We start from the raw sequence: 17103 nt of genomic DNA, 5'->3' as shown, positions 1-17103 counted from the left end.
GCCGGGCCCGCTCACAGCCCGACGATCTCGTTCCACTCCTTGGTGAAGCCGGGCCGCTCCCGGGCGGTCATGTCGCGGGCGGTGGCGAGCCGGCCGCGCATGTCGTCGCTGGGGAAGATCAGCGGGTTCTCGGCGAGCTCGGCGAGCTCCTTGTCCTTGGACGAGGCCAGGACCTCGCGCGCCGCCGGCACCGGGCAGACGTAGTTGACCGACGCGGCGAGCTCCGCCGCGACGTCGGGCCGGTAGTAGTGGTCGATGAGCGCTTCGGCGTTGCGCTTGTGGCGGGCGAGGTTGGGGATCATCAGGCTCTCCGCCCACAGCTCCGCGCCCTCCTCGGGCACGACGAACGCGATGTCCGGGTTGTCGGCCTGGAGCTGGATGATGTCGCCGGAGTACGCCTGGCAGGCCAGGACGTCGCCGGAGGAGAGGTCCTTGATGTAGTCGTTGCCGGTGAAGCGGCGGATGTGCCGCTTGCGGACCAGGGTGCGCAGCTGGTCGGTCATCGTGTGGAAGTCGTCGGCGGTCCAGCGGGTGACGTCCGCGCCGTTGCCCTGCATCAGCAGGGAGAACGCCTCGTCCATGCCGGACAGCAGGGTGACGCGGCCGCGCAGGTCGTCGTGCCACAGCTCCGAGGTGCGCCGTATCTCGCGGCCGAGCTTCTTGCGGTTGTAGGCGATGCCGGTGATGCCGGACTGCCAGGGCACGGTGTGCAGGCGGCCCGGGTCGAAGGACGGCTTGCGCAGCAGCGGGTCGAGCTCGCGGGCGACGTGCGGCTGGGCGGCCCGGTCCATCGCCTGGACCCAGCCGAGCCGGACGTAGCGGGAGGCCATCCAGTCGCTGACGACGATGAGGTCCCGGCCGGTGTCCTGATGGTTCATCAGGGCCGGGCTGATCTTGCCGAAGAACTCGTCGTTGTCGTTGATCTCCTCGGTGTACTTCACCGAGATGCCGCTGCGCTCCTGGAACGCGTCGAGCGTGGGCCGCTTCTGCGGGTCGTCCTCGTCGGCGTCGATGTAGAGCGGCCAGTTGGCGAAGACGAGCCGCTTGTCGCGCTCCGAGCGGTCCGCCGCGGCCCGGTCCCGGGGGGCGACGTACGCGGCGGGCACCCCGCATCCGGCGAGGGTGGCGGCCCCGGCGCCGGCGCCCAGCGCGCGCAGCAGGGTCCGGCGGGACAGGGGCTTCACGGGCGTTACTCGCATTCCGGCGGGACGGCGGGTCGGGGCGGTGCGGGCCGGTCGGCCGGGCGTCGATGATACGCGCACGCGCGTACGGAACGTACACGCGTGCGCGGGTGGGACGGGATCAGCCCAGGGAGGTCATCACGTGCTTGATGCGCGTGTAGTCCTCGAAGCCGTAGGAGGAGAGGTCCTTGCCGTAGCCGGACTTCTTGAAGCCGCCGTGGGGCATCTCGGCGACCAGCGGGATGTGGGTGTTGATCCACACGCAGCCGAAGTCGAGGGCCTTGGACATGCGCATCGCGCGGCCGTGGTCCTTGGTCCACACCGAGGAGGCCAGCGCGTACTCGACGCCGTTGGCGTAGGCGACGGCCTGCTCCTCGTCCGTGAAGGACTGGACGGTGATGACCGGGCCGAAGACCTCGTGCTGGACGATCTCGTCGTCCTGCTTGAGGCCGGAGACGACGGTGGGCGCGAAGAAGTAGCCCTTCTCGCCGACCCGGTGGCCACCGGCCTCGACCTTGGCGTGGGCGGGCAGCCGCTCGATGAAGCCGGTCACCTGCTGCAGCTGGTTGGCGTTGTTGAGCGGGCCGTACAGCACGTCCTCGTCGTCCGGCTGGCCGGTCTTCGTGTCGGCCGCGGCCTTGGCGAGCGCGGTGACGAAGTCGTCGTGGACCGACTCGTGCACCAGCACGCGGGTGGCGGCCGTGCAGTCCTGGCCGGCGTTGAAGTAGCCGGCGACCGCGATGTCCTCGACGGCCTTGGCGATGTCGGCGTCCTCGAAGACGACGACGGGGGCCTTGCCGCCCAGCTCCAGGTGGACGCGCTTGAGGTCCTTGGAGGCGGACTCCGCGACGGACATGCCGGCCCGCACCGAGCCGGTGATGGAGGCCATGGCGGGCACGGGGTGCTCGACCATCAGGCGGCCGGTGTCACGGTCGCCGCAGATGACGTTGAAGACGCCCTTGGGGTGGCCCAGCTCCTCCAGGACCCCGCCGATGATCTCGGCGATGAGGACGGTGGAGGCGGGGGTGGTGTCCGACGGCTTGAGAACGACGGTGTTGCCCGCGGCGAGCGCCGGGGCGAACTTCCACACGGCCATCATCATCGGGTAGTTCCACGGCGCGACCTGCGCGCAGACGCCGACCGGCTCGCGGCGGATGATGGAGGTCATCCCCTCCATGTACTCGCCGGCCGAGCGGCCCTCCAGCAGCCGGGCGGCGCCCGCGAAGAAGCGGATCTGGTCCACCATCGGCGGGACCTCTTCGCTGCGGGTGAGGCCCAGCGGCTTGCCGGTGTTCTCCGACTCGGCGGCGATCAGCTCCTCGGCGCGCGCCTCGAAGGCGTCGGCGATCTTGAGGAGGACCTTCTGGCGCTCACCGGGCACCAGGTCGCGCCAGGCGGGGAAGGCGGCCTCGGCGGCGGCCATGGCGGCGTCGACGTCGGCTGCGCCGGACAGGGGGGCGGTGGCGTACGCCTCGCCGGTGGCCGGGTTGACGACCTCGGTGGTCCGCCCGTCGGCGGCGTCGCGGAATTCACCGGCGATGTAGTTACGCAGGCGGCGCAGCTCGGTGGTCACGATGTGCCACCCCTTCTATCGGATGTCCGTTGGGTGAGACGCCCAGCCTAATCAAGGAGGTGTCGCTTTCGACATACCCATCACCCATGAACAACGGAATCAGTGATTCATGAGCTTCCGCGCAACGAATTTCATCGCTCAAGGGTTGCCACACCGTCGAGTTCTCCTGCACAGTGGGATGCGTGGCCACTCGTAGCGCAGATCCCAAGGGCGTGAACAGCACGCAGCCGATCGATGCCGTCTCCCTGGCGATCATCGAGCAGCTCCAGGAGGACGGGCGCCGCCCGTACGCGGCGATCGGCAAGGCGGTCGGACTGTCCGAGGCGGCGGTCCGGCAACGCGTGCAGAAGCTGCTCGACCAGGGCGTCATGCAGATCGTCGCCGTCACCGACCCGCTCACCGTGGGCTTCCGGCGGCAGGCGATGGTCGGCATCAACGTCGAGGGGGACCTCGACCCGGTGGCCGACGCCCTGACCGCGATGGACGAGGTGGAGTACGTCGTCGTGACCGCGGGCTCCTTCGATCTCCTCATCGAGATCGTCTGCGAGGACGACGACCACCTGCTCGAAACGATCAACAAGCGCATCCGCACCCTTCCGGGCGTGCGCTCCACCGAGAGCTTCGTCTATCTCAAGCTCCGTAAGCAGACCTACACATGGGGAACCCGATAGCCGTGAGCAAGGACCTCAGCAGGACGGCGTACGACCACCTGTGGATGCACTTCACCCGCATGTCGTCGTACGAGAACGCCCCGGTGCCCACCATCGTGCGCGGTGAGGGCGCCTACATCTTCGACGACAAGGGCAAGCGCTACCTCGACGGCCTGGCCGGCCTCTTCGTGGTCCAGGCCGGGCACGGCCGCGCCGAGCTCGCCGAGGCCGCCAACAAGCAGGCGCAGGAGCTGGCCTTCTTCCCGGTGTGGAGCTACGCCCACCCCAAGGCCGTGGAGCTCGCCGAGCGGCTGGCCCACTACGCGCCGGGCGACCTGAACAAGGTCTTCTTCACCACCGGCGGCGGCGAGGCCGTCGAGACCGCCTGGAAGCTGGCGAAGCAGTACCACAAGCTGACCGGCAACCACGGGAAGTACAAGGTCATCTCGCGGGCCGTCGCCTACCACGGCACCCCGCAGGGCGCGCTCGCCATCACCGGGCTGCCCGCCCTCAAGGCCCCCTTCGAGCCGCTGGTCCCCGGCGCGCACAAGGTGCCCAACACCAACATCTACCGCGCACCGGTGCACGGTGACGACCCGGAGGCCTTCGGCCGCTGGGCCGCCGACCAGATCGAGCAGCAGATCCTCTTCGAGGGCCCCGACACCGTCGCCGCCGTCTTCCTCGAGCCGGTGCAGAACGCGGGCGGCTGCTTCCCGCCGCCGCCCGGGTACTTCCAGCGGGTCCGCGAGATCTGCGACACCTACAACGTGCTGCTCGTCTCGGACGAGGTCATCTGCGCCTTCGGCCGCCTCGGCACGATGTTCGCCTGCGACAAGTTCGGCTACGTCCCGGACATCATCACCTGCGCCAAGGGCATGACCTCCGGCTACTCCCCGATCGGCGCCGCGGTCATCTCCGACCGGATCGCCGAGCCGTTCTTCAAGGGCAGCAACACCTTCCTGCACGGCTACACCTTCGGCGGCCACCCGGTCTCGGCGGCGGTCGCGCTCGCCAACCTCGACATCTTCGAGCGCGAGGGCCTCAACCAGCACGTGCTGGACAACGAGTCCGCCTTCCTCGGCACGCTCTCGAAGCTGCACGACCTGCCGATCGTCGGCGACGTCCGCGGCAACGGCTTCTTCTACGGCATCGAGCTGGTGAAGGACAAGGCGACCAAGGAGTCGTTCACGCCGGAGGAGTGCGAGCGGCTGCTGTACGGCTTCGTGTCGAAGAAGCTGTTCGAGAACGGCCTGTACTGCCGGGCCGACGACCGCGGCGACCCGGTCATCCAGCTGTCCCCGCCGCTGATCTCCGACCAGTCGACGTTCGACGAGATCGAGCAGATCGTCCGCGGCGTGCTGACGGAGGCCTGGACGAAGATCTGATCCGTACCCCTCACGACGGGCACCCCCCCCTTTCAGCGGCCCGTCTCCCCGCCGTGGCCCACGTGCGCGCACCGCTCCCCCGCGCGCTCGTGGGCCACGGCTCGCTCATGTCCGGGCGCGATGAGCCCGATGGGAGGAAAGTGGGGCACTCCAGCGCCGAGCCTGGACGGGGGCTAGGATCCCGGTTCCGTACGGTGCCAGTGACCCAATGGCCTCCGGTTCGTTCACCCGGACAGGGGAACGGACCCTCTGAAGCGACCCGAGGTGCTCGATATGGTGGCCCCGCCGGACAACGACGTGCTCTGGGCACGCGGTCTGCACTACTCCTACAGCGGTTCACCGGCCCTGGCCGGTGTGTCCATCGGCGTCCGCGAGGGCGAGATCCTCGCCGTGACCGGAGCCCGCGGCTCCGGGAAGACCACACTCCTGAAATGCCTGTCGGGCCAGCTCCTGGCGGACCCCGGCGAGGTGTGGTTCAACAGCGCCCCCGTGCACACCCTCTCCCGCGCCGCCCGCGAACGGCTGCGCCGTGAGCGGTTCGGCTGGATCGACAGCGAGCCGCACCTGGTGCCGGAGCTGACGGGCTGGGAGAACGCCGCCCTGACCCTGCTGGTGCGCGGCGTCGGCCACCGGACGGCCAAACAGACGGCCAACGAATGGCTCGAACGCCTCGACGTCGGCGACTGCGCCCGCAAGCGCCCCGGCGCCCTCACCCAGGCCCAGCGCCAGCGCATCGCCATCGCCCGCGCCCTGGCCGCCGAGCCGACCGTCGTCTTCGCGGACGAGCCGACCGCGCCCCTGCACGAGAGCGACCGCGCCCAGGTGCTGCGCACCTTGACCACGGCCGCCCGCTCGCACCACATCACGGTCGTCCTGGCCACCCTCGACGACGAGAGCGCGGCTCTCGCCGACCGTACGGTCACCCTCGTGGACGGCCGCCGGGGCGGCGCGATCCCGGCCCCCGACGCAGCCGAAGGGGAGGGCAGGGCCGCGTGCTCAGTCTCCGCCTAGCGCGCGGCGCGCACCCGCTCGTCCTGCTGCGCCGCGTGCTGGTGGCCGGGGCCGCGTCCGGTGTCGGCTTCCTGCTGCTGTGCACGCTGGGGTACGCCGTGGCGCACCCCAAGGCGACCGATGAATCGCTCGTACGGCTGCTGTGGTGCGCGGTGCCGCTGGCCGCCGTGGTGCAGTTCGCGATCGCCGTGGCCCGCAACGACCCCGCCACCCGCCCCCGGGACGGCATGGACGCCATCGGCTTCGGCCCGGCACGGCTGTCCCTCCTCGCGGCGACGTCGACGGCCCTGTCGTGCGGGCTCGGCAGCGCCGTCGCCCTGCTGGTCTACCTCCAGCTGCGGGGCGACCTGGGCGGCACCCCGAGCGGGGCTACCGCCTCGCTGCTGGGCGGGAACGCCGCCCTGCCCTGGGCGGCGACCCTGACCCTGCTCGGGCTGCTGCCGGCGCTGGCCGCCGGCGCGTGCGTCATCGCCCTGCGCCCGCGCAAGGAGCGCAGGGCGAGCGCACCGGAGCCCGACCCCTCCGGCGCCCCCGCGACCACGCCCCCCAAGGCCGCCAGACCCGGCTACGCGGGCCTGCCGTGGGGCGTCGCGATCATCGCGTGCGGCCTCGCCCTGGAGGCCTACGTCGGCCACGCGCCGGCCCCCGCCCCGAACACCCTGCTGGCCCTGCCCGGCCAGGACGGCGGCGCCTCCCCGGGCCTGCTGGGCGGCTGGCTGCTGGCCTCCCTCGGCCTGGTGCTGGCCGGTCCCGGCCTGACCCACTGGTGCGGCACGCTCCTGTCGGCCGGGCGGCCCGGGCCGATGCGGCTGCTGGCCGGGCGGATACTGCAGGACGCCGCACACCGGCTCGGCCGGCCGCTCGGCGTGCTGTGCGCGGTCGCCGCGGCGGCGCTCGCGGCCTCCGAGCTGTACGGCGCGGCCTGGGAACCGGCCGGTCCCCGCCCGTTCGGACCGCTCACGGGGCTGGGCGCGGCGGTCGTGATGGCCTGTGTGACGGCCACGGCGATCACCGCCGCCCTGGACACCCGCCAGTCCCGCTCGGAGACCACGGCGGCCCTGCTGCGGCTGGGCGTCCCGGCGTCCGTGCTGCGCGGCGCGGCGGCCGTGCGGACGGGCGTCCTGCTGGCCGTGCTCGCCCCGCTGACCTGGCTCATCGCGGAGCTGACCACCCTTCCCCTGACCCGGTGAGGGACAGGGCCGGGATCACAGTTCTTGACCAGTTCTTGACTCAAGGCAACTCCGACGCCGAAAAGTACGTCTGCTCAGAAGTACGTCTGCTTCAAAGCAGGACGGGCCATCAGGCGAACGGAGCTATTGGTGATCATCGGCCTTGTCACGGCTGTCGCGGCCTCGGCGTGTTACGGCACAGGATCCGTCCTGCAAGCCGTCGGGTCGCGCAAGTCGGCCCAGAGGGAGGCCGCCAAGGCCTCCACCACGGGCACCACCCAGCACGGCGGCCCCAGCCTGTCGTCCACCGCGAAGGCCGCGGTGACCTGGGAGTTCATGGTCGGCACCGTCCTGGACTTCGTCGGCTTCGCGCTCGGCGCGCTCGCCGCCCGCATGCTGCCGCTCTTCCTCTCCCAGACGGTCATCAGCGCCAACCTCATCGTCACCGCCCTGCTGAGCATCAAGCTGCTGGGCATCCGGCTGAACAAGCGGGAGTGGATGTCGATCGGCGTGGTCTGCTCGGCGCTGGTGCTCCTGGCGACCGCCGCGGGACACGAGGGCAGCGGCGAGGCCGCCCGGTCCACGCACTGGTGGCTGCTGATCATCTCCGTCGTGCTGATGGGCGGCGGCTGGGTGGCCGTCCACTTCCTGGGTTCGAAGGCCGCCATCCTGGCCGGTCTGCTCTCCGGCCTCGGCTTCGGCGCGATCGGCGTCGGCGTCCGCATCCTCGACGGCATCGACCCCTTCGACCTGCCGACCATGCTCGCGGACCCGGCGCTGTACGCCATCCTCATATCCGGCAGCGTCGGCATGTACCTGCACACCGTCGCCCTGCAGATCGGCTCGGTCAACGGCGCCACCGCCGCGCTGGTCGTCGGCGAGACGGTGCTGCCCGGCATCATCGGCGTGGTGTGGCTGGGCGACACCTCCCGCGAGGGCTTCGCGTGGATGGCGATCCTCGGCTTCCTGCTGGCCGTGGCGGGCGCGGTGGCGGTCGCCTGGTTCGGCGAACCGGACGCGCACGCGGCGACGCCGGCGGCTCCGGAGCAGGAGCCCACACCGAGCACCGTGAGCTAGGTTCCCGCCGGACGGGCTGGAAATCCAGCCCGTCCGGCGTTTGAGGACACCGCGCGCAGCGCGGTCCGGGGGTCCGGGGGCGGAGCCCCCGGTTACGGGAAGGGGCGGGTCAGGGGAGAACCGCGACCTCGTCCGCCCCGAACATCACTCCCACCCGCTCCCCCAGCCCTGGCGCAGACGCCAGCGCACAAGCCGCCTCCAGCTGAGGCCCCTCCTCCGGCCGCAGCATCACGGCCACGTGGTCCCCCCGGAACGTCCGCGCCACCACGGCACACGGCAGCCCCTCGGCCGCCGAAGCGATCCGCACCCCCGCCGGCCGCACCAGCACCCGGCACGCCCCCTCCGGCGTCCCCGAAGGCACGGGCACCCGGCCCCACACCGTCTCCGCGGAGCCACCCCGCACGGTCGCCTCGACCACGTTGTCGAAGCCCAGGAAGCGGGCCACGAACTCCGACGCCGGCCGCTGCCAGACCTCCAGCGGCGTACCCGCCTGGGCGATCCGCCCGTCGCGCATCACCACCACCCGGTCGGCGAGGGCGAACGCCTCGCCCTGGTCATGGGTGACCGCCAGCACCGTCGTGCCCAGCCGGCCGAAGAGCGACCGCAGCTCCACCACGAGCCGTTCCCGCAGGCCCCGGTCCAGCTGCCCCAGCGGCTCGTCCAGCATCAGCAGCCGCGGCTCGGGGGCCAGCGCCCGGGCCAGGGCGACGCGCTGCTGCTCACCGCCCGACAGCTGCCCCACCGACCGCTTGTGCGCGCCCGGCAGGCCCACCAGGTCCAGCAGCTCGTCCACCCGGCGCGCCGTCTCCGCCCGCCCCGCACCGCGCATGCGCAGCCCGAAGGCGACGTTGCCGGCCACGTCCCGCTGCGGGAAGAGCTGGTGGTCCTGGAACATCAGGCCCACGCCGCGCCGGTGCGTGGGCACCCCGGCCTGGTCCTCGCCCGCCAGGGACACCCGCCCGGCGTCCGCCCGCTGCAGCCCGGCCACCACCCGCAGCAGCGTGGACTTGCCGCTGCCGGACGGCCCGAGCACACAGACGATCTCGTGCTCGGCGACGGCGAGGTCGACGGCGTCCAGGGCGGGCCGCCCGCCGAAGCCGACGGTCACCCCTTCGAGTCGCAGCAAGGACACCTAGAACTCTCCCGTACGGTCGGTGCGAATGCGCTCCAGTACCAGCAGCGCCACCGCGCACACCAGCATCAGGATCGTGCTGAGGGCCATCGCCTGGCCGTAATTGAGCTCGCCCGGGCGGCCGAGCAGCCGGGCCACGGCCACCGGAAGGGTGGGGCTGTCGGGCCGGGCGATGAAGACGGTGGCCCCGAACTCGCCCAGCGACACGGCGAACGCGAAGCCCGCCGCCACCGCGAGCGCCCGCCCGACCAGGGGCAGGTCCACCTCGCGCCACGCCCGCAGTGGCGAGGCGCCGAGCACGGCCGCGGCCTCCCGCAGCCGGGCGTCCACCGCGCGCAGTACCGGCAGGACGGTCCGTACGACGAAGGGCACGCCCACCAGGGCCTGGGCCAGCGGCACCAGGATCCAGGAGGTGCGCAGGTCCAGCGGAGGCTCGTCCAGCGCGATCAGGAAGCCGAAGCCGACGGTCACGGCGGAGGTGCCCAGGGGCAGCATCAGCAGCGCGTCGAAGCCCCGCACGAGCCGGCCCTCGCGCCGGGTGAGCGCCGCCGCGGCGAGACCGCCCACCACCACCGCGATGACCGTGGCGGCCAGCGCGTACGCCAGGGAGTTGCCGATCGCCTCCAGGGGCGCGACGACGAACGTACCGCCGCCCTCGCCCGCCGAGGCCAGGGCGCGGTAGAAGGCCAGGCCGTAGCCGTCGGGCCCGTCGAAGGAGCGCAGGACGAGCACCACGAGCGGTACGAGCACGAGCAGCGCGACGACGGCCAGGACCGAGCCCAGCAGCGCCCACTGGGCGGCGCCCTGCGGGCGGCGGGCGGTGCGGGAGGCGTCCACCAGCTTCAGCGTCGCCTCCCGCCGCCGCACGGTCCAGGCGTGCACACCCAGCAGGGCGGCCACGGCCGCGAACTGCACGAGGGTGAGGACGGCGGCCGTGGGCAGGTCCAGCAGCTGCGCGGTCTGCTGGTAGATCTCCACTTCCAGCGTGGCGTAGTGCGGCCCTCCGAGGATCTGGACGACGCCGAAGGAGGTGAAGGTGAACAGGAAGACCATCAGGGCGGCGGCGGCCACGGCCGGGCCCAGCGCGGGCAGGGTCACCCGCCGCCAGGCGGCGAGGCGGCCGGCGCCCAGGACGCGCGCCGCCTCCTCCTGGCGGGGGTCGAGCTGGGCCCACAGGCCGCCGACCGTACGGACGACGACGGCGTAGTTGAAGAAGACGTGGGCGAGGAGGATCGCCCAGACCGTGGTGTCCAGACGCACCCCCCACAGCTCGTCCAGCAGCCCCCCGCGTCCCAGCAGCGCCAGGAAGGCCGAGCCGACCACGACGGTCGGCAGCACGAAGGGGACGGTGACCACGGCCCTCAGCAGGTGCTTGCCGGGGAAGTCGAAGCGCGCGAAGACGTACGCGCCGGGGAGCGCGAGCAGGAGCGTGAGGGCGGTGGAGGCGGCGGCCTGCCAGGTGGTGAACCACAGGACGTCGCCGATGCGGGGGTCGGTGACGACCTCGCCGATGCGGGCGAGCTGCCACTGGCCGCCGGCCTTCAGGCCACGGGAGACGATCGCGGCGACGGGGTAGGCGAAGAAGACCCCGAAGAAGGCGAGCGGCACGGCCATCAGGGCGAGCCGCGTCGCCGTCCGCCGGGGGCCGCCCGGCAGGGGTGCCTGACGGGCGGCCGCTCCGGGGCCGGTCTCGGGACCTACTTCAGGACGAGCGAGGACCATTCCTTGACCCACTGGTCGCGGTTCTTGGCGATCTTCTCGGGCGCGAGCGTCTCCGGGCGGTCGATCCGCGCGCCGTACTTGGTGAAGACCTCGGGCAGCTTGGCGTCCTGGTGGGCCGGCTTGACGAACATCTGGAGGGGCATGTCCTCCTGGAACGTCCTGCTCAGCAGGAAGTCGATCAGGGCCTTGCCGCCCTCGGCGTTCTTGGCGCCCTTGAGCAGGCCCGCGAACTCGATCTGGCGGAAGCAGGTGCCCGTCGCCACGCCGGTCGGGCCCTCCTTGGGCTCCGGCTTCACGCCGAGGACCTCGGCGGGCGGGCTGGAGGCGTAGGAGACGACCAGGGGCTTGTCGCCCTTGGCCTTCCTTCCGGCGGCGGAGCCGGAGAAGCGGTCGTTGTAGGCCTGCTCCCAGCCGTCGACGACCTCGACGCCGTTGTCCTTCAGCTTCTTCCAGTAGTCCTTCCAGCCGTCGTCGCCGTACTTGGCGGCGGTGGCGAGCTGGAAGGCCAGGCCGGGCGAGGAGGTCGCGGCGTTCTCGGTGACCAGGAGGTTCTTGTACTCCGGCTTGACCAGGTCGTCGAAGGACTGCGGCGGGGCCAGCTTGTGGTCCGCGAAGTAGGCGCGGTCGTAGTTGACGCAGATGTCGCCGGTGTCGACCGGGGTGACCCGGTGCTCGGCGGCGTCGGCCTGGAGGTCCTTGGGGACGCCGTCCAGGCCCTTGGCCTCGTACGGCGCGAACAGGCCGTTGTCGAGCGCGCGGGAGAGCAGGGTGTTGTCGACGCCGAAGAAGACGTCGCCCTGCGGGTGGCTCTTGGAGAGGATCGCCTGGTTGACGGCCCGGCCGGCGTCGCCGCTCTTGAGGACCTTGACGGTGTAGCCGGTCTGCTCGGTGAACTTCTCGAGCACGTCCTTGGAGGCCGTGAAGGAGTCGTGCGAGACGAGGGTGACGGTCTTGTCCCCGGACGCCCCCGAGCCCTTGTCGTCCGAGCCGCAGGCCGCGAGGGCGGGCAGGCCCAGCGCGACGGCGGCCGCCGCGCCGAGGGCACGCCGAAGGTTGGTGTTCATGGTGGTGCTGACTCCCTACGCCGGTATGACCCGGATCAGGTCCGAGGGTCTGCGGGCCGTGCCGCACTCTCAGCGCTTGCTGCGCTCCCCTGTCGGATTGTTCATTTGTACGAGTTGATGCAGAGGGACAGTATCAGCGCTCGGTGGCGGCCAGCTGTCCGCACGCCCCGTCGATCTCCTGGCCCCGGGTGTCACGCACGGTCACGGGCACGCCGTGGGCCGCGATCGCCTCGACGAAGGCCCGCTCGTCCTCCGGCCGGGACGCCGTCCACTTCGAGCCGGGGGTGGGGTTGAGCGGGATGAGGTTGACGTGCACCCGCTTGCCCTTGAGGAGCCTGCCGAGCAGGTCACCGCGCCACGCCTGGTCGTTGATGTCGCGGATCAGGGCGTACTCGATGGAGATGCGGCGGCCGGACTTCTCCGCGTACTCCCAGGCGGCGTCGAGGACCTCGCGGACCTTCCAGCGGGTGTTGACCGGCACGAGGGTGTCGCGCAGCTCGTCGTCCGGCGCGTGCAGCGAGACCGCGAGCCGGCACTTGAAGCCCTCGTCGGCGAAGCGGTGCATCGCCGGGACCAGGCCCACCGTGGAGACGGTGATGCCGCGCTGGGAGAGGCCCAGGCCGTCGGGCTCGGGGTCGGTCAGCCGGCGGATGGCGCCGACGACGCGCTTGTAGTTGGCCAGCGGCTCGCCCATGCCCATGAAGACGATGTTGGACAGCCGGGCGGGGCCGCCGGGGACGTCGCCGTCGCGCAGGGCGCGCATGCCGTCGACGATCTGGTGCACGATCTCGGCCGTCGAGAGGTTGCGGTCCAGGCCCGCCTGGCCGGTGGCGCAGAACGGGCAGTTCATGCCGCAGCCGGCCTGGGAGCTGATGCACATGGTGACCCGGTCGGGGTAGCGCATCAGGACGGACTCGACGAGCTTGCCGTCGTGCAGGCGCCACAGGGTCTTGCGGGTGGTGTCGTTGTCGCACGAGATGTGCCGCACCACGCTCATCAGGTCCGGCAGCAGCTCGCCGGCGAGCTTCTCGCGGGACGCGGCCGGGATGTCCGTCCAGGCCGCCGGGTCGTGCGCGTACCGGGCGAAGTAGTGCTGGGAGAGCTGCTTGGCGCGGAACGGCTTCTCGCCGATCGCGGCGACGGCCTCGCGGCGCTCGGCGGGGGTGAGGTCGGCAAGGTGCCGCGGGGGCAGCTTGGCCCCGCGGGGGGCGACGAACGTCAGTTCTCCAGGCGCGGGGGCCATGAGCGAAAACTCCTCATTGCGACGAGAGCGGATGATCTCCGCAGTCGCGGAGCCAGCGGCAGGACGATGCCGGAACCCGGAGGTCTCAGAAAGGGGCACCCCCGCGTGCGCGGGGCCGGAAAAGGGCCCGCCGCGCAGCGACGAGCCCTTCCAGGGTACCTGGCCCGCATCCGGGCCCGATTCGATCTAGGCGGAGCCCACGAACGCCACCATCAGCAGCCACACCACGGGCGCGGTCGGCAGGAGCGAGTCCAGCCGGTCCATGATCCCTCCGTGGCCGGGCAGCAGGGCGCCCATGTCCTTGATGCCCAGGTCCCGCTTGATCATCGACTCGCCGAGATCGCCCAGCGTGGCGCTGACGGCGACCGCGAGGCCGAGCAGCAGCCCCTCCCACCACACGCCGTCCTCGATCAGGAAGTGCATGCACAGCGCGCCCGCCACCATGGCGAACGCCACGGCGCCGAGGAGCCCCTCGCGGGTCTTGCCGGGGCTGATGCGCGGGGCGAGCTTGTGCTTGCCGAACCGCCAGCCCACCGCGTAGGCCCCGGTGTCGCTGACGACCGTCAGGACGAGGAACGTCAGCACCCGCCAGGCGCCGTCCTCCGCCGAGAGCATCAGCGCCACGAAGGTGGCCAGGAACGGCACGTAGAACGCCGCGAAGACGCCGGCGGTGACGTCCTTGAGGTAGTCGTCCGGCGGCTCGGTCATGCGCCACACCAGCACGGCGAGCGCGGTGAAGGCCATGGCCACCCACGCGCCCTCGGGCCCGTTGACATAGCCCGCGACGATCATCGCGGCGCCGCCGATGGCCAGCGGCACCAGGGGTGCCTTGATGGCCTTGCGCTCGGCGAGCCGGGAGGTCAGCTCCCACAGCCCGACCACCACGGCGAGAACGATCACGCCGAGGAAGACGGGCTTGTAGATGAACAAGGAGGCGAGGATCACCGCGCCGAGGCCGATACCGACCCCTATCGCGGCACGCAGATCCCGGCCCGCGCTCTTCTTCGCCTTGGCCCCCTGGGGGGTGGCAGGCTCCTGCGGCCGGATGTCGGGCTCCTGTTCATCGCGGAACAGGGGACCACCGATGTGGGCGGCCCCCTGCTCACGGTCGTCCTGGTCTCCCCCTGCTCCGGGCACGATAGGCATGGGCCGAGTCTGCGCCGCGACGCCCACGTCGTGCAGGGGACCCGCCGGAAGGGGCACCTCCCGGGGGTAGCCGGGGGCGAGTCCCTGATCGGTGGACCCCCAGTGTCCGGCGCGCGGCGGGGCTCCCCAGGATGCGTCGTTCATCAGACCTCGAGCAGCTCGGATTCCTTGTGCTTGAGCAGCTCGTCCACCTGCGCGACGTACTTCGCGGTGGTGTCGTCGAGCTCCTTCTCCGCGCGGCGCACCTCGTCCTCGCCGGACTCCTTGTCCTTGACGAGCTTGTCGAGGGCGTCCTTCGCCTTGCGGCGGATGGAGCGGATCGAGACCTTGGCGTCCTCGGCCTTGGTCTTGGCGACCTTGACGAACTCCCTGCGGCGCTGCTCGGTCAGCTCCGGGAAGGTCACCCGGATGATGTTGCCGTCGTTGCTCGGGTTGACGCCGAGGTCCGAGTCGCGGATCGCCTGCTCGATGTTGCGCAGCGCGCTCTTGTCGAACGGCGTGACCACGGCCATGCGCGGCTCGGGCACCGAGAACGACGCCAGCTGGTTGATGGGCGTCAGCGCACCGTAGTAGTCCGCCACGATCTTGTTGAACATCGCCGGGTGCGCACGCCCGGTGCGGATCGCCGCGAAGTCCTCCTTGGCGACCACGACGGCCTTCTCCATCTTCTCCTCGGCCTCGAGGAGGATCTCTTCGATCACCACTTGCTCCTGGTGTTATCAGTAAGCAGAGCCTCGCCCCTGCGCGCGTCTTCTCCTGCACGGTGTCCGACCGGCAGGCAGTTGTCCATCCCCGTGCCGAGGTCTTCCCACGGCACGGGGTTGCCGCCCGTGCCCCTTCGGTGCGCGGTACGGGCGGCGGTGCGGGCTCAGGCCCGCGTGGCCTGGTCGCTCACGAGCGTGCCGATCTTCTCACCCTTCACCGCACGCGCGATGTTGCCCTCGGCCAGCAGCTCGAAGACCAGGATCGGCAGCTTGTTGTCCATGCACAGGCTGATGGCGGTGGCGTCGGCGACCTTGAGGCCGCGGGCGAGCACCTCGCCGTACTCCAGCGCGTCGAACTTCACCGCGTCGGGGTTCTTCTTGGGGTCGGAGTCGTAGACCCCGTCGACGCCGTTCTTGCCCATGAGGATCGCCTCGGCGTGGACCTCGAGGGCGCGCTGGGCGGCGGTGGTGTCGGTGGAGAAGTAGGGCATGCCCATGCCCGCGCCGAAGATCACGACGCGGCCCTTCTCCAGGTGGCGCACGGCGCGCAGCGGGATGAACGGCTCGGCGACCTGGCCCATGGTGATGCCGGTCTGGACCCGGGTCTCGACGCCTTCCTTGGCCAGGAAGTCCTGGAGGGCGAGGCTGTTCATCACGGTGCCGAGCATGCCCATGTAGTCCGAGCGGGCCCGGTCCATGCCGCGCTGCTGGAGCTCGGCGCCGCGGAAGAAGTTGCCGCCGCCGATGACCACGGCGATCTCGTAGCCCTCACGGACCACGGCCGCGATCTCGCGGGCGATGGCGTGCACGACGTCGGGGTCGACGCCCAGTCCGCCGCCACCGGCGAAGGCCTCACCTGACAGTTTCAGCAGGAACCGACGGGGCTTGCCCTGGTCGGCGCTCTTGTCGTCGGCGGCCTGCTTGGTGTCCGCGCCCTGGTTCATTGGAGTTCTCCTCGTGCACATACGAAGAAGGCCATTGCCGGATGGATCCTTTCGGTTCCTTCTGCGGCAATGGCCTCCTCGTCACATCAGCGGCCGGCCGGTGGACGGTCGGCTGCGTACGACCCTAGCGGGTCGCGGGTCATTCGCTGTCCTGCGAGGGCTCAGGCGCCGACGCGGATGCGGGCGAAGCGCTTCAGCGTGACACCGGCCTCGTCCAGGATCTTCTGGACGGTCTTCTTGTTGTCCTTGGCGAACGCCTGGTCCAGCAGGACGCTCTCCTTGAAGAAGCCCGTGACGCGACCCTCGACGATCTTCGGCAGGGCAGCCTCGGGCTTGCCCTCCTCGCGAGCGGTGGCCTCGGCGACGCGACGCTCGTTCTCGACGACGTCGGCCGGGATCTCCTCGCGGGAGAGGAACTTCGGCGCGAACGCGGCGATGTGCTGCGCGACGTCCTTGGCGACCTCGGCGTTCTCCTTGTCCAGCTCGACCAGCACGCCGACCTGCGGGGGCAGGTCCGCGGCGGTGCGGTGCATGTACGCGGAGACGAAACCGCCGGCGAACTGCGCGAAGCGGTCGACGACGATCTTCTCACCGAGGGTGGCGTTGGCCTCGTCCACGAACGCCTGGACGGTCTTGCCGGCCTCGATCTCGGACGCCATCAGCGCCTCGACGTCGGCCGGGGCGGCCTTGGCGATGTGGGCGGCCAGGGCGTTGGCGACGGCGATGAACTTCTCACCCTTGGCGACGAAGTCGGTCTCGCACTTCAGCTCGACGATGACACCGGAGGTGTTGTCGTCGGCGATGACGGAGACGACGGCGCCGTTCTCGGTGGTGCGGCTCTCGCGCTTGGCCACGCCCTTCAGGCCCTTGACGCGGACGATCTCGACGGCCTTCTCGAGGTTGCCCTCGGCCTCGTCGAGCGCCTTCTTGCAGTCCATCATGCCGGCGCCGGTCTGCTCGCGGAGCTTCTTGACGTCAGCGGCGGTGAAGTTCGCCATCCTTCAATCCTTCTTCTGCACTACGCCCTGCCAGGGCCTTCGGGCGTCACTGGCAAGGCTGGTCCGTCTTGAGGTCACCACACCTGACGGCCCCCGTCCCGCTG

At 71.1% G+C, this 17103-nt stretch carries 15 protein-coding genes and 1 riboswitch; of the genes, 5 read left to right on the top strand and 10 right to left on the bottom strand.

Annotated elements, in window-relative coordinates; all coding sequences use genetic code 11:
• Nucleotides 1-11: 11 nt before the first annotated feature.
• Together AB0G59_RS24805 and AB0G59_RS24800 are read right to left on the bottom strand one after the other, a co-directional pair.
• Nucleotides 12-1199, bottom strand: coding sequence for a spermidine/putrescine ABC transporter substrate-binding protein (locus AB0G59_RS24805; RefSeq protein ID WP_360915582.1), 1188 nt, complete (start codon nt 1197-1199; stop codon nt 12-14).
• Nucleotides 1200-1302: 103 nt separating this feature from the next.
• The gene (locus tag AB0G59_RS24800) at nt 1303-2754 is read right to left on the bottom strand and encodes a gamma-aminobutyraldehyde dehydrogenase (protein WP_360915534.1); all 1452 of its coding nucleotides are present in this window, start codon (nt 2752-2754) and stop codon (nt 1303-1305) included.
• A gap of 182 nt (nt 2755-2936) precedes the next feature.
• On the opposite strand from AB0G59_RS24800, the gene AB0G59_RS24795 reads away from it, so the two are divergent.
• The 5 genes from AB0G59_RS24795 (at nt 2937) to AB0G59_RS24775 (ending at nt 8046) form a co-directional block, all read left to right on the top strand.
• Nucleotides 2937-3425 (top strand): Lrp/AsnC family transcriptional regulator, encoded by a 489-nt coding sequence (locus tag AB0G59_RS24795; protein ID WP_071965076.1) that lies wholly within the window; start codon nt 2937-2939, stop codon nt 3423-3425.
• On the top strand, nt 3410-4789 hold the full coding sequence (locus tag AB0G59_RS24790; protein WP_360915530.1) for an aspartate aminotransferase family protein: 1380 nt from the start codon (nt 3410-3412) through the stop codon (nt 4787-4789). The genes AB0G59_RS24795 and AB0G59_RS24790 overlap by 16 nt, the downstream gene beginning before the upstream one ends.
• Before the next feature lie 273 nt (nt 4790-5062).
• Complete coding sequence (locus AB0G59_RS24785) at nt 5063-5800, top strand: ATP-binding cassette domain-containing protein (protein ID WP_360915527.1); 738 nt, start codon at nt 5063-5065, stop codon at nt 5798-5800.
• Nucleotides 5782-6990, top strand: coding sequence for a hypothetical protein (locus AB0G59_RS24780; RefSeq protein WP_360915524.1), 1209 nt, complete (start codon nt 5782-5784; stop codon nt 6988-6990). The genes AB0G59_RS24785 and AB0G59_RS24780 overlap by 19 nt, the downstream gene beginning before the upstream one ends.
• Before the next feature lie 129 nt (nt 6991-7119).
• The gene (locus tag AB0G59_RS24775; protein WP_360915521.1) at nt 7120-8046 is read left to right on the top strand and encodes a hypothetical protein; all 927 of its coding nucleotides are present in this window, start codon (nt 7120-7122) and stop codon (nt 8044-8046) included.
• 109 nt (nt 8047-8155) lie between these two features.
• On the opposite strand, the gene AB0G59_RS24770 is transcribed toward AB0G59_RS24775, so the two are convergent.
• The 8 genes from AB0G59_RS24770 to tsf form a co-directional block, all read right to left on the bottom strand.
• The gene (locus tag AB0G59_RS24770; RefSeq protein WP_360915518.1) at nt 8156-9178 is read right to left on the bottom strand and encodes an ABC transporter ATP-binding protein; all 1023 of its coding nucleotides are present in this window, start codon (nt 9176-9178) and stop codon (nt 8156-8158) included.
• The gene (locus tag AB0G59_RS24765; protein ID WP_360915579.1) at nt 9179-10792 is read right to left on the bottom strand and encodes an iron ABC transporter permease; all 1614 of its coding nucleotides are present in this window, start codon (nt 10790-10792) and stop codon (nt 9179-9181) included.
• An 83-nt stretch (nt 10793-10875) separates the two neighbouring features.
• Nucleotides 10876-11964, bottom strand: a complete 1089-nt coding sequence (locus AB0G59_RS24760; RefSeq protein ID WP_360915515.1) for a thiamine ABC transporter substrate-binding protein — start codon at nt 11962-11964, stop codon at nt 10876-10878.
• A riboswitch (TPP riboswitch) is annotated at nt 11960-12065 on the bottom strand. (Overlaps the previous gene by 5 nt.)
• A 32-nt stretch (nt 12066-12097) precedes the next feature.
• A complete protein-coding gene (gene rlmN / locus AB0G59_RS24755) occupies nt 12098-13207 on the bottom strand; it encodes a 23S rRNA (adenine(2503)-C(2))-methyltransferase RlmN (protein ID WP_360915511.1) in 1110 nt (369 codons plus the stop codon).
• A 186-nt stretch (nt 13208-13393) separates the two neighbouring features.
• A complete protein-coding gene (locus AB0G59_RS24750) occupies nt 13394-14497 on the bottom strand; it encodes a phosphatidate cytidylyltransferase (protein ID WP_360915509.1) in 1104 nt (367 codons plus the stop codon).
• A complete protein-coding gene (gene frr / locus AB0G59_RS24745) occupies nt 14497-15054 on the bottom strand; it encodes a ribosome recycling factor (protein ID WP_360915506.1) in 558 nt (185 codons plus the stop codon). Before frr ends, AB0G59_RS24750 begins: the two co-directional genes overlap by 1 nt.
• 167 nt (nt 15055-15221) lie before the next feature.
• Entirely contained in the window at nt 15222-16001 is a 780-nt protein-coding gene (pyrH, locus tag AB0G59_RS24740) for a UMP kinase (protein ID WP_071965840.1), read from the bottom strand.
• Between the two features lie 161 nt (nt 16002-16162).
• Complete coding sequence (gene tsf, locus AB0G59_RS24735) at nt 16163-16999, bottom strand: translation elongation factor Ts (RefSeq protein WP_360915502.1); 837 nt, start codon at nt 16997-16999, stop codon at nt 16163-16165.
• Between the last annotated feature and the right edge of the window lie 104 nt (nt 17000-17103).

It is taken from the genome of Streptomyces sp. NPDC021096, assembly GCF_040641275.1.
In the GTDB taxonomy this organism is placed as follows: domain Bacteria; phylum Actinomycetota; class Actinomycetes; order Streptomycetales; family Streptomycetaceae; genus Streptomyces.
This window is presented reverse-complemented; position numbering and strand designations above follow the sequence as displayed.

Excerpts from the sequence above, each read along its gene's own strand:
- rlmN (WP_360915511.1), bottom strand. The coding sequence starts at position 13,207 with ATGGCCCCCGCGCCTGGAGAACTGACGTTCGTCGCCCCCCGCGGGGCC.
- AB0G59_RS24765 (WP_360915579.1), bottom strand. The coding sequence starts at position 10,792 with ATGGCCGTGCCGCTCGCCTTCTTCGGGGTCTTCTTCGCCTACCCCGTC.
- AB0G59_RS24805 (WP_360915582.1), bottom strand. The coding sequence starts at position 1,199 with ATGCGAGTAACGCCCGTGAAGCCCCTGTCCCGCCGGACCCTGCTGCGC.
- AB0G59_RS24750 (WP_360915509.1), bottom strand. The coding sequence starts at position 14,497 with ATGAACGACGCATCCTGGGGAGCCCCGCCGCGCGCCGGACACTGGGGG.
- tsf (WP_360915502.1), bottom strand. The coding sequence starts at position 16,999 with ATGGCGAACTTCACCGCCGCTGACGTCAAGAAGCTCCGCGAGCAGACC.
- pyrH (WP_071965840.1), bottom strand. The coding sequence starts at position 16,001 with ATGAACCAGGGCGCGGACACCAAGCAGGCCGCCGACGACAAGAGCGCC.
- AB0G59_RS24790 (WP_360915530.1), top strand. The coding sequence starts at position 3,410 with ATGGGGAACCCGATAGCCGTGAGCAAGGACCTCAGCAGGACGGCGTAC.
- AB0G59_RS24760 (WP_360915515.1), bottom strand. The coding sequence starts at position 11,964 with ATGAACACCAACCTTCGGCGTGCCCTCGGCGCGGCGGCCGCCGTCGCG.
- AB0G59_RS24785 (WP_360915527.1), top strand. The coding sequence starts at position 5,063 with ATGGTGGCCCCGCCGGACAACGACGTGCTCTGGGCACGCGGTCTGCAC.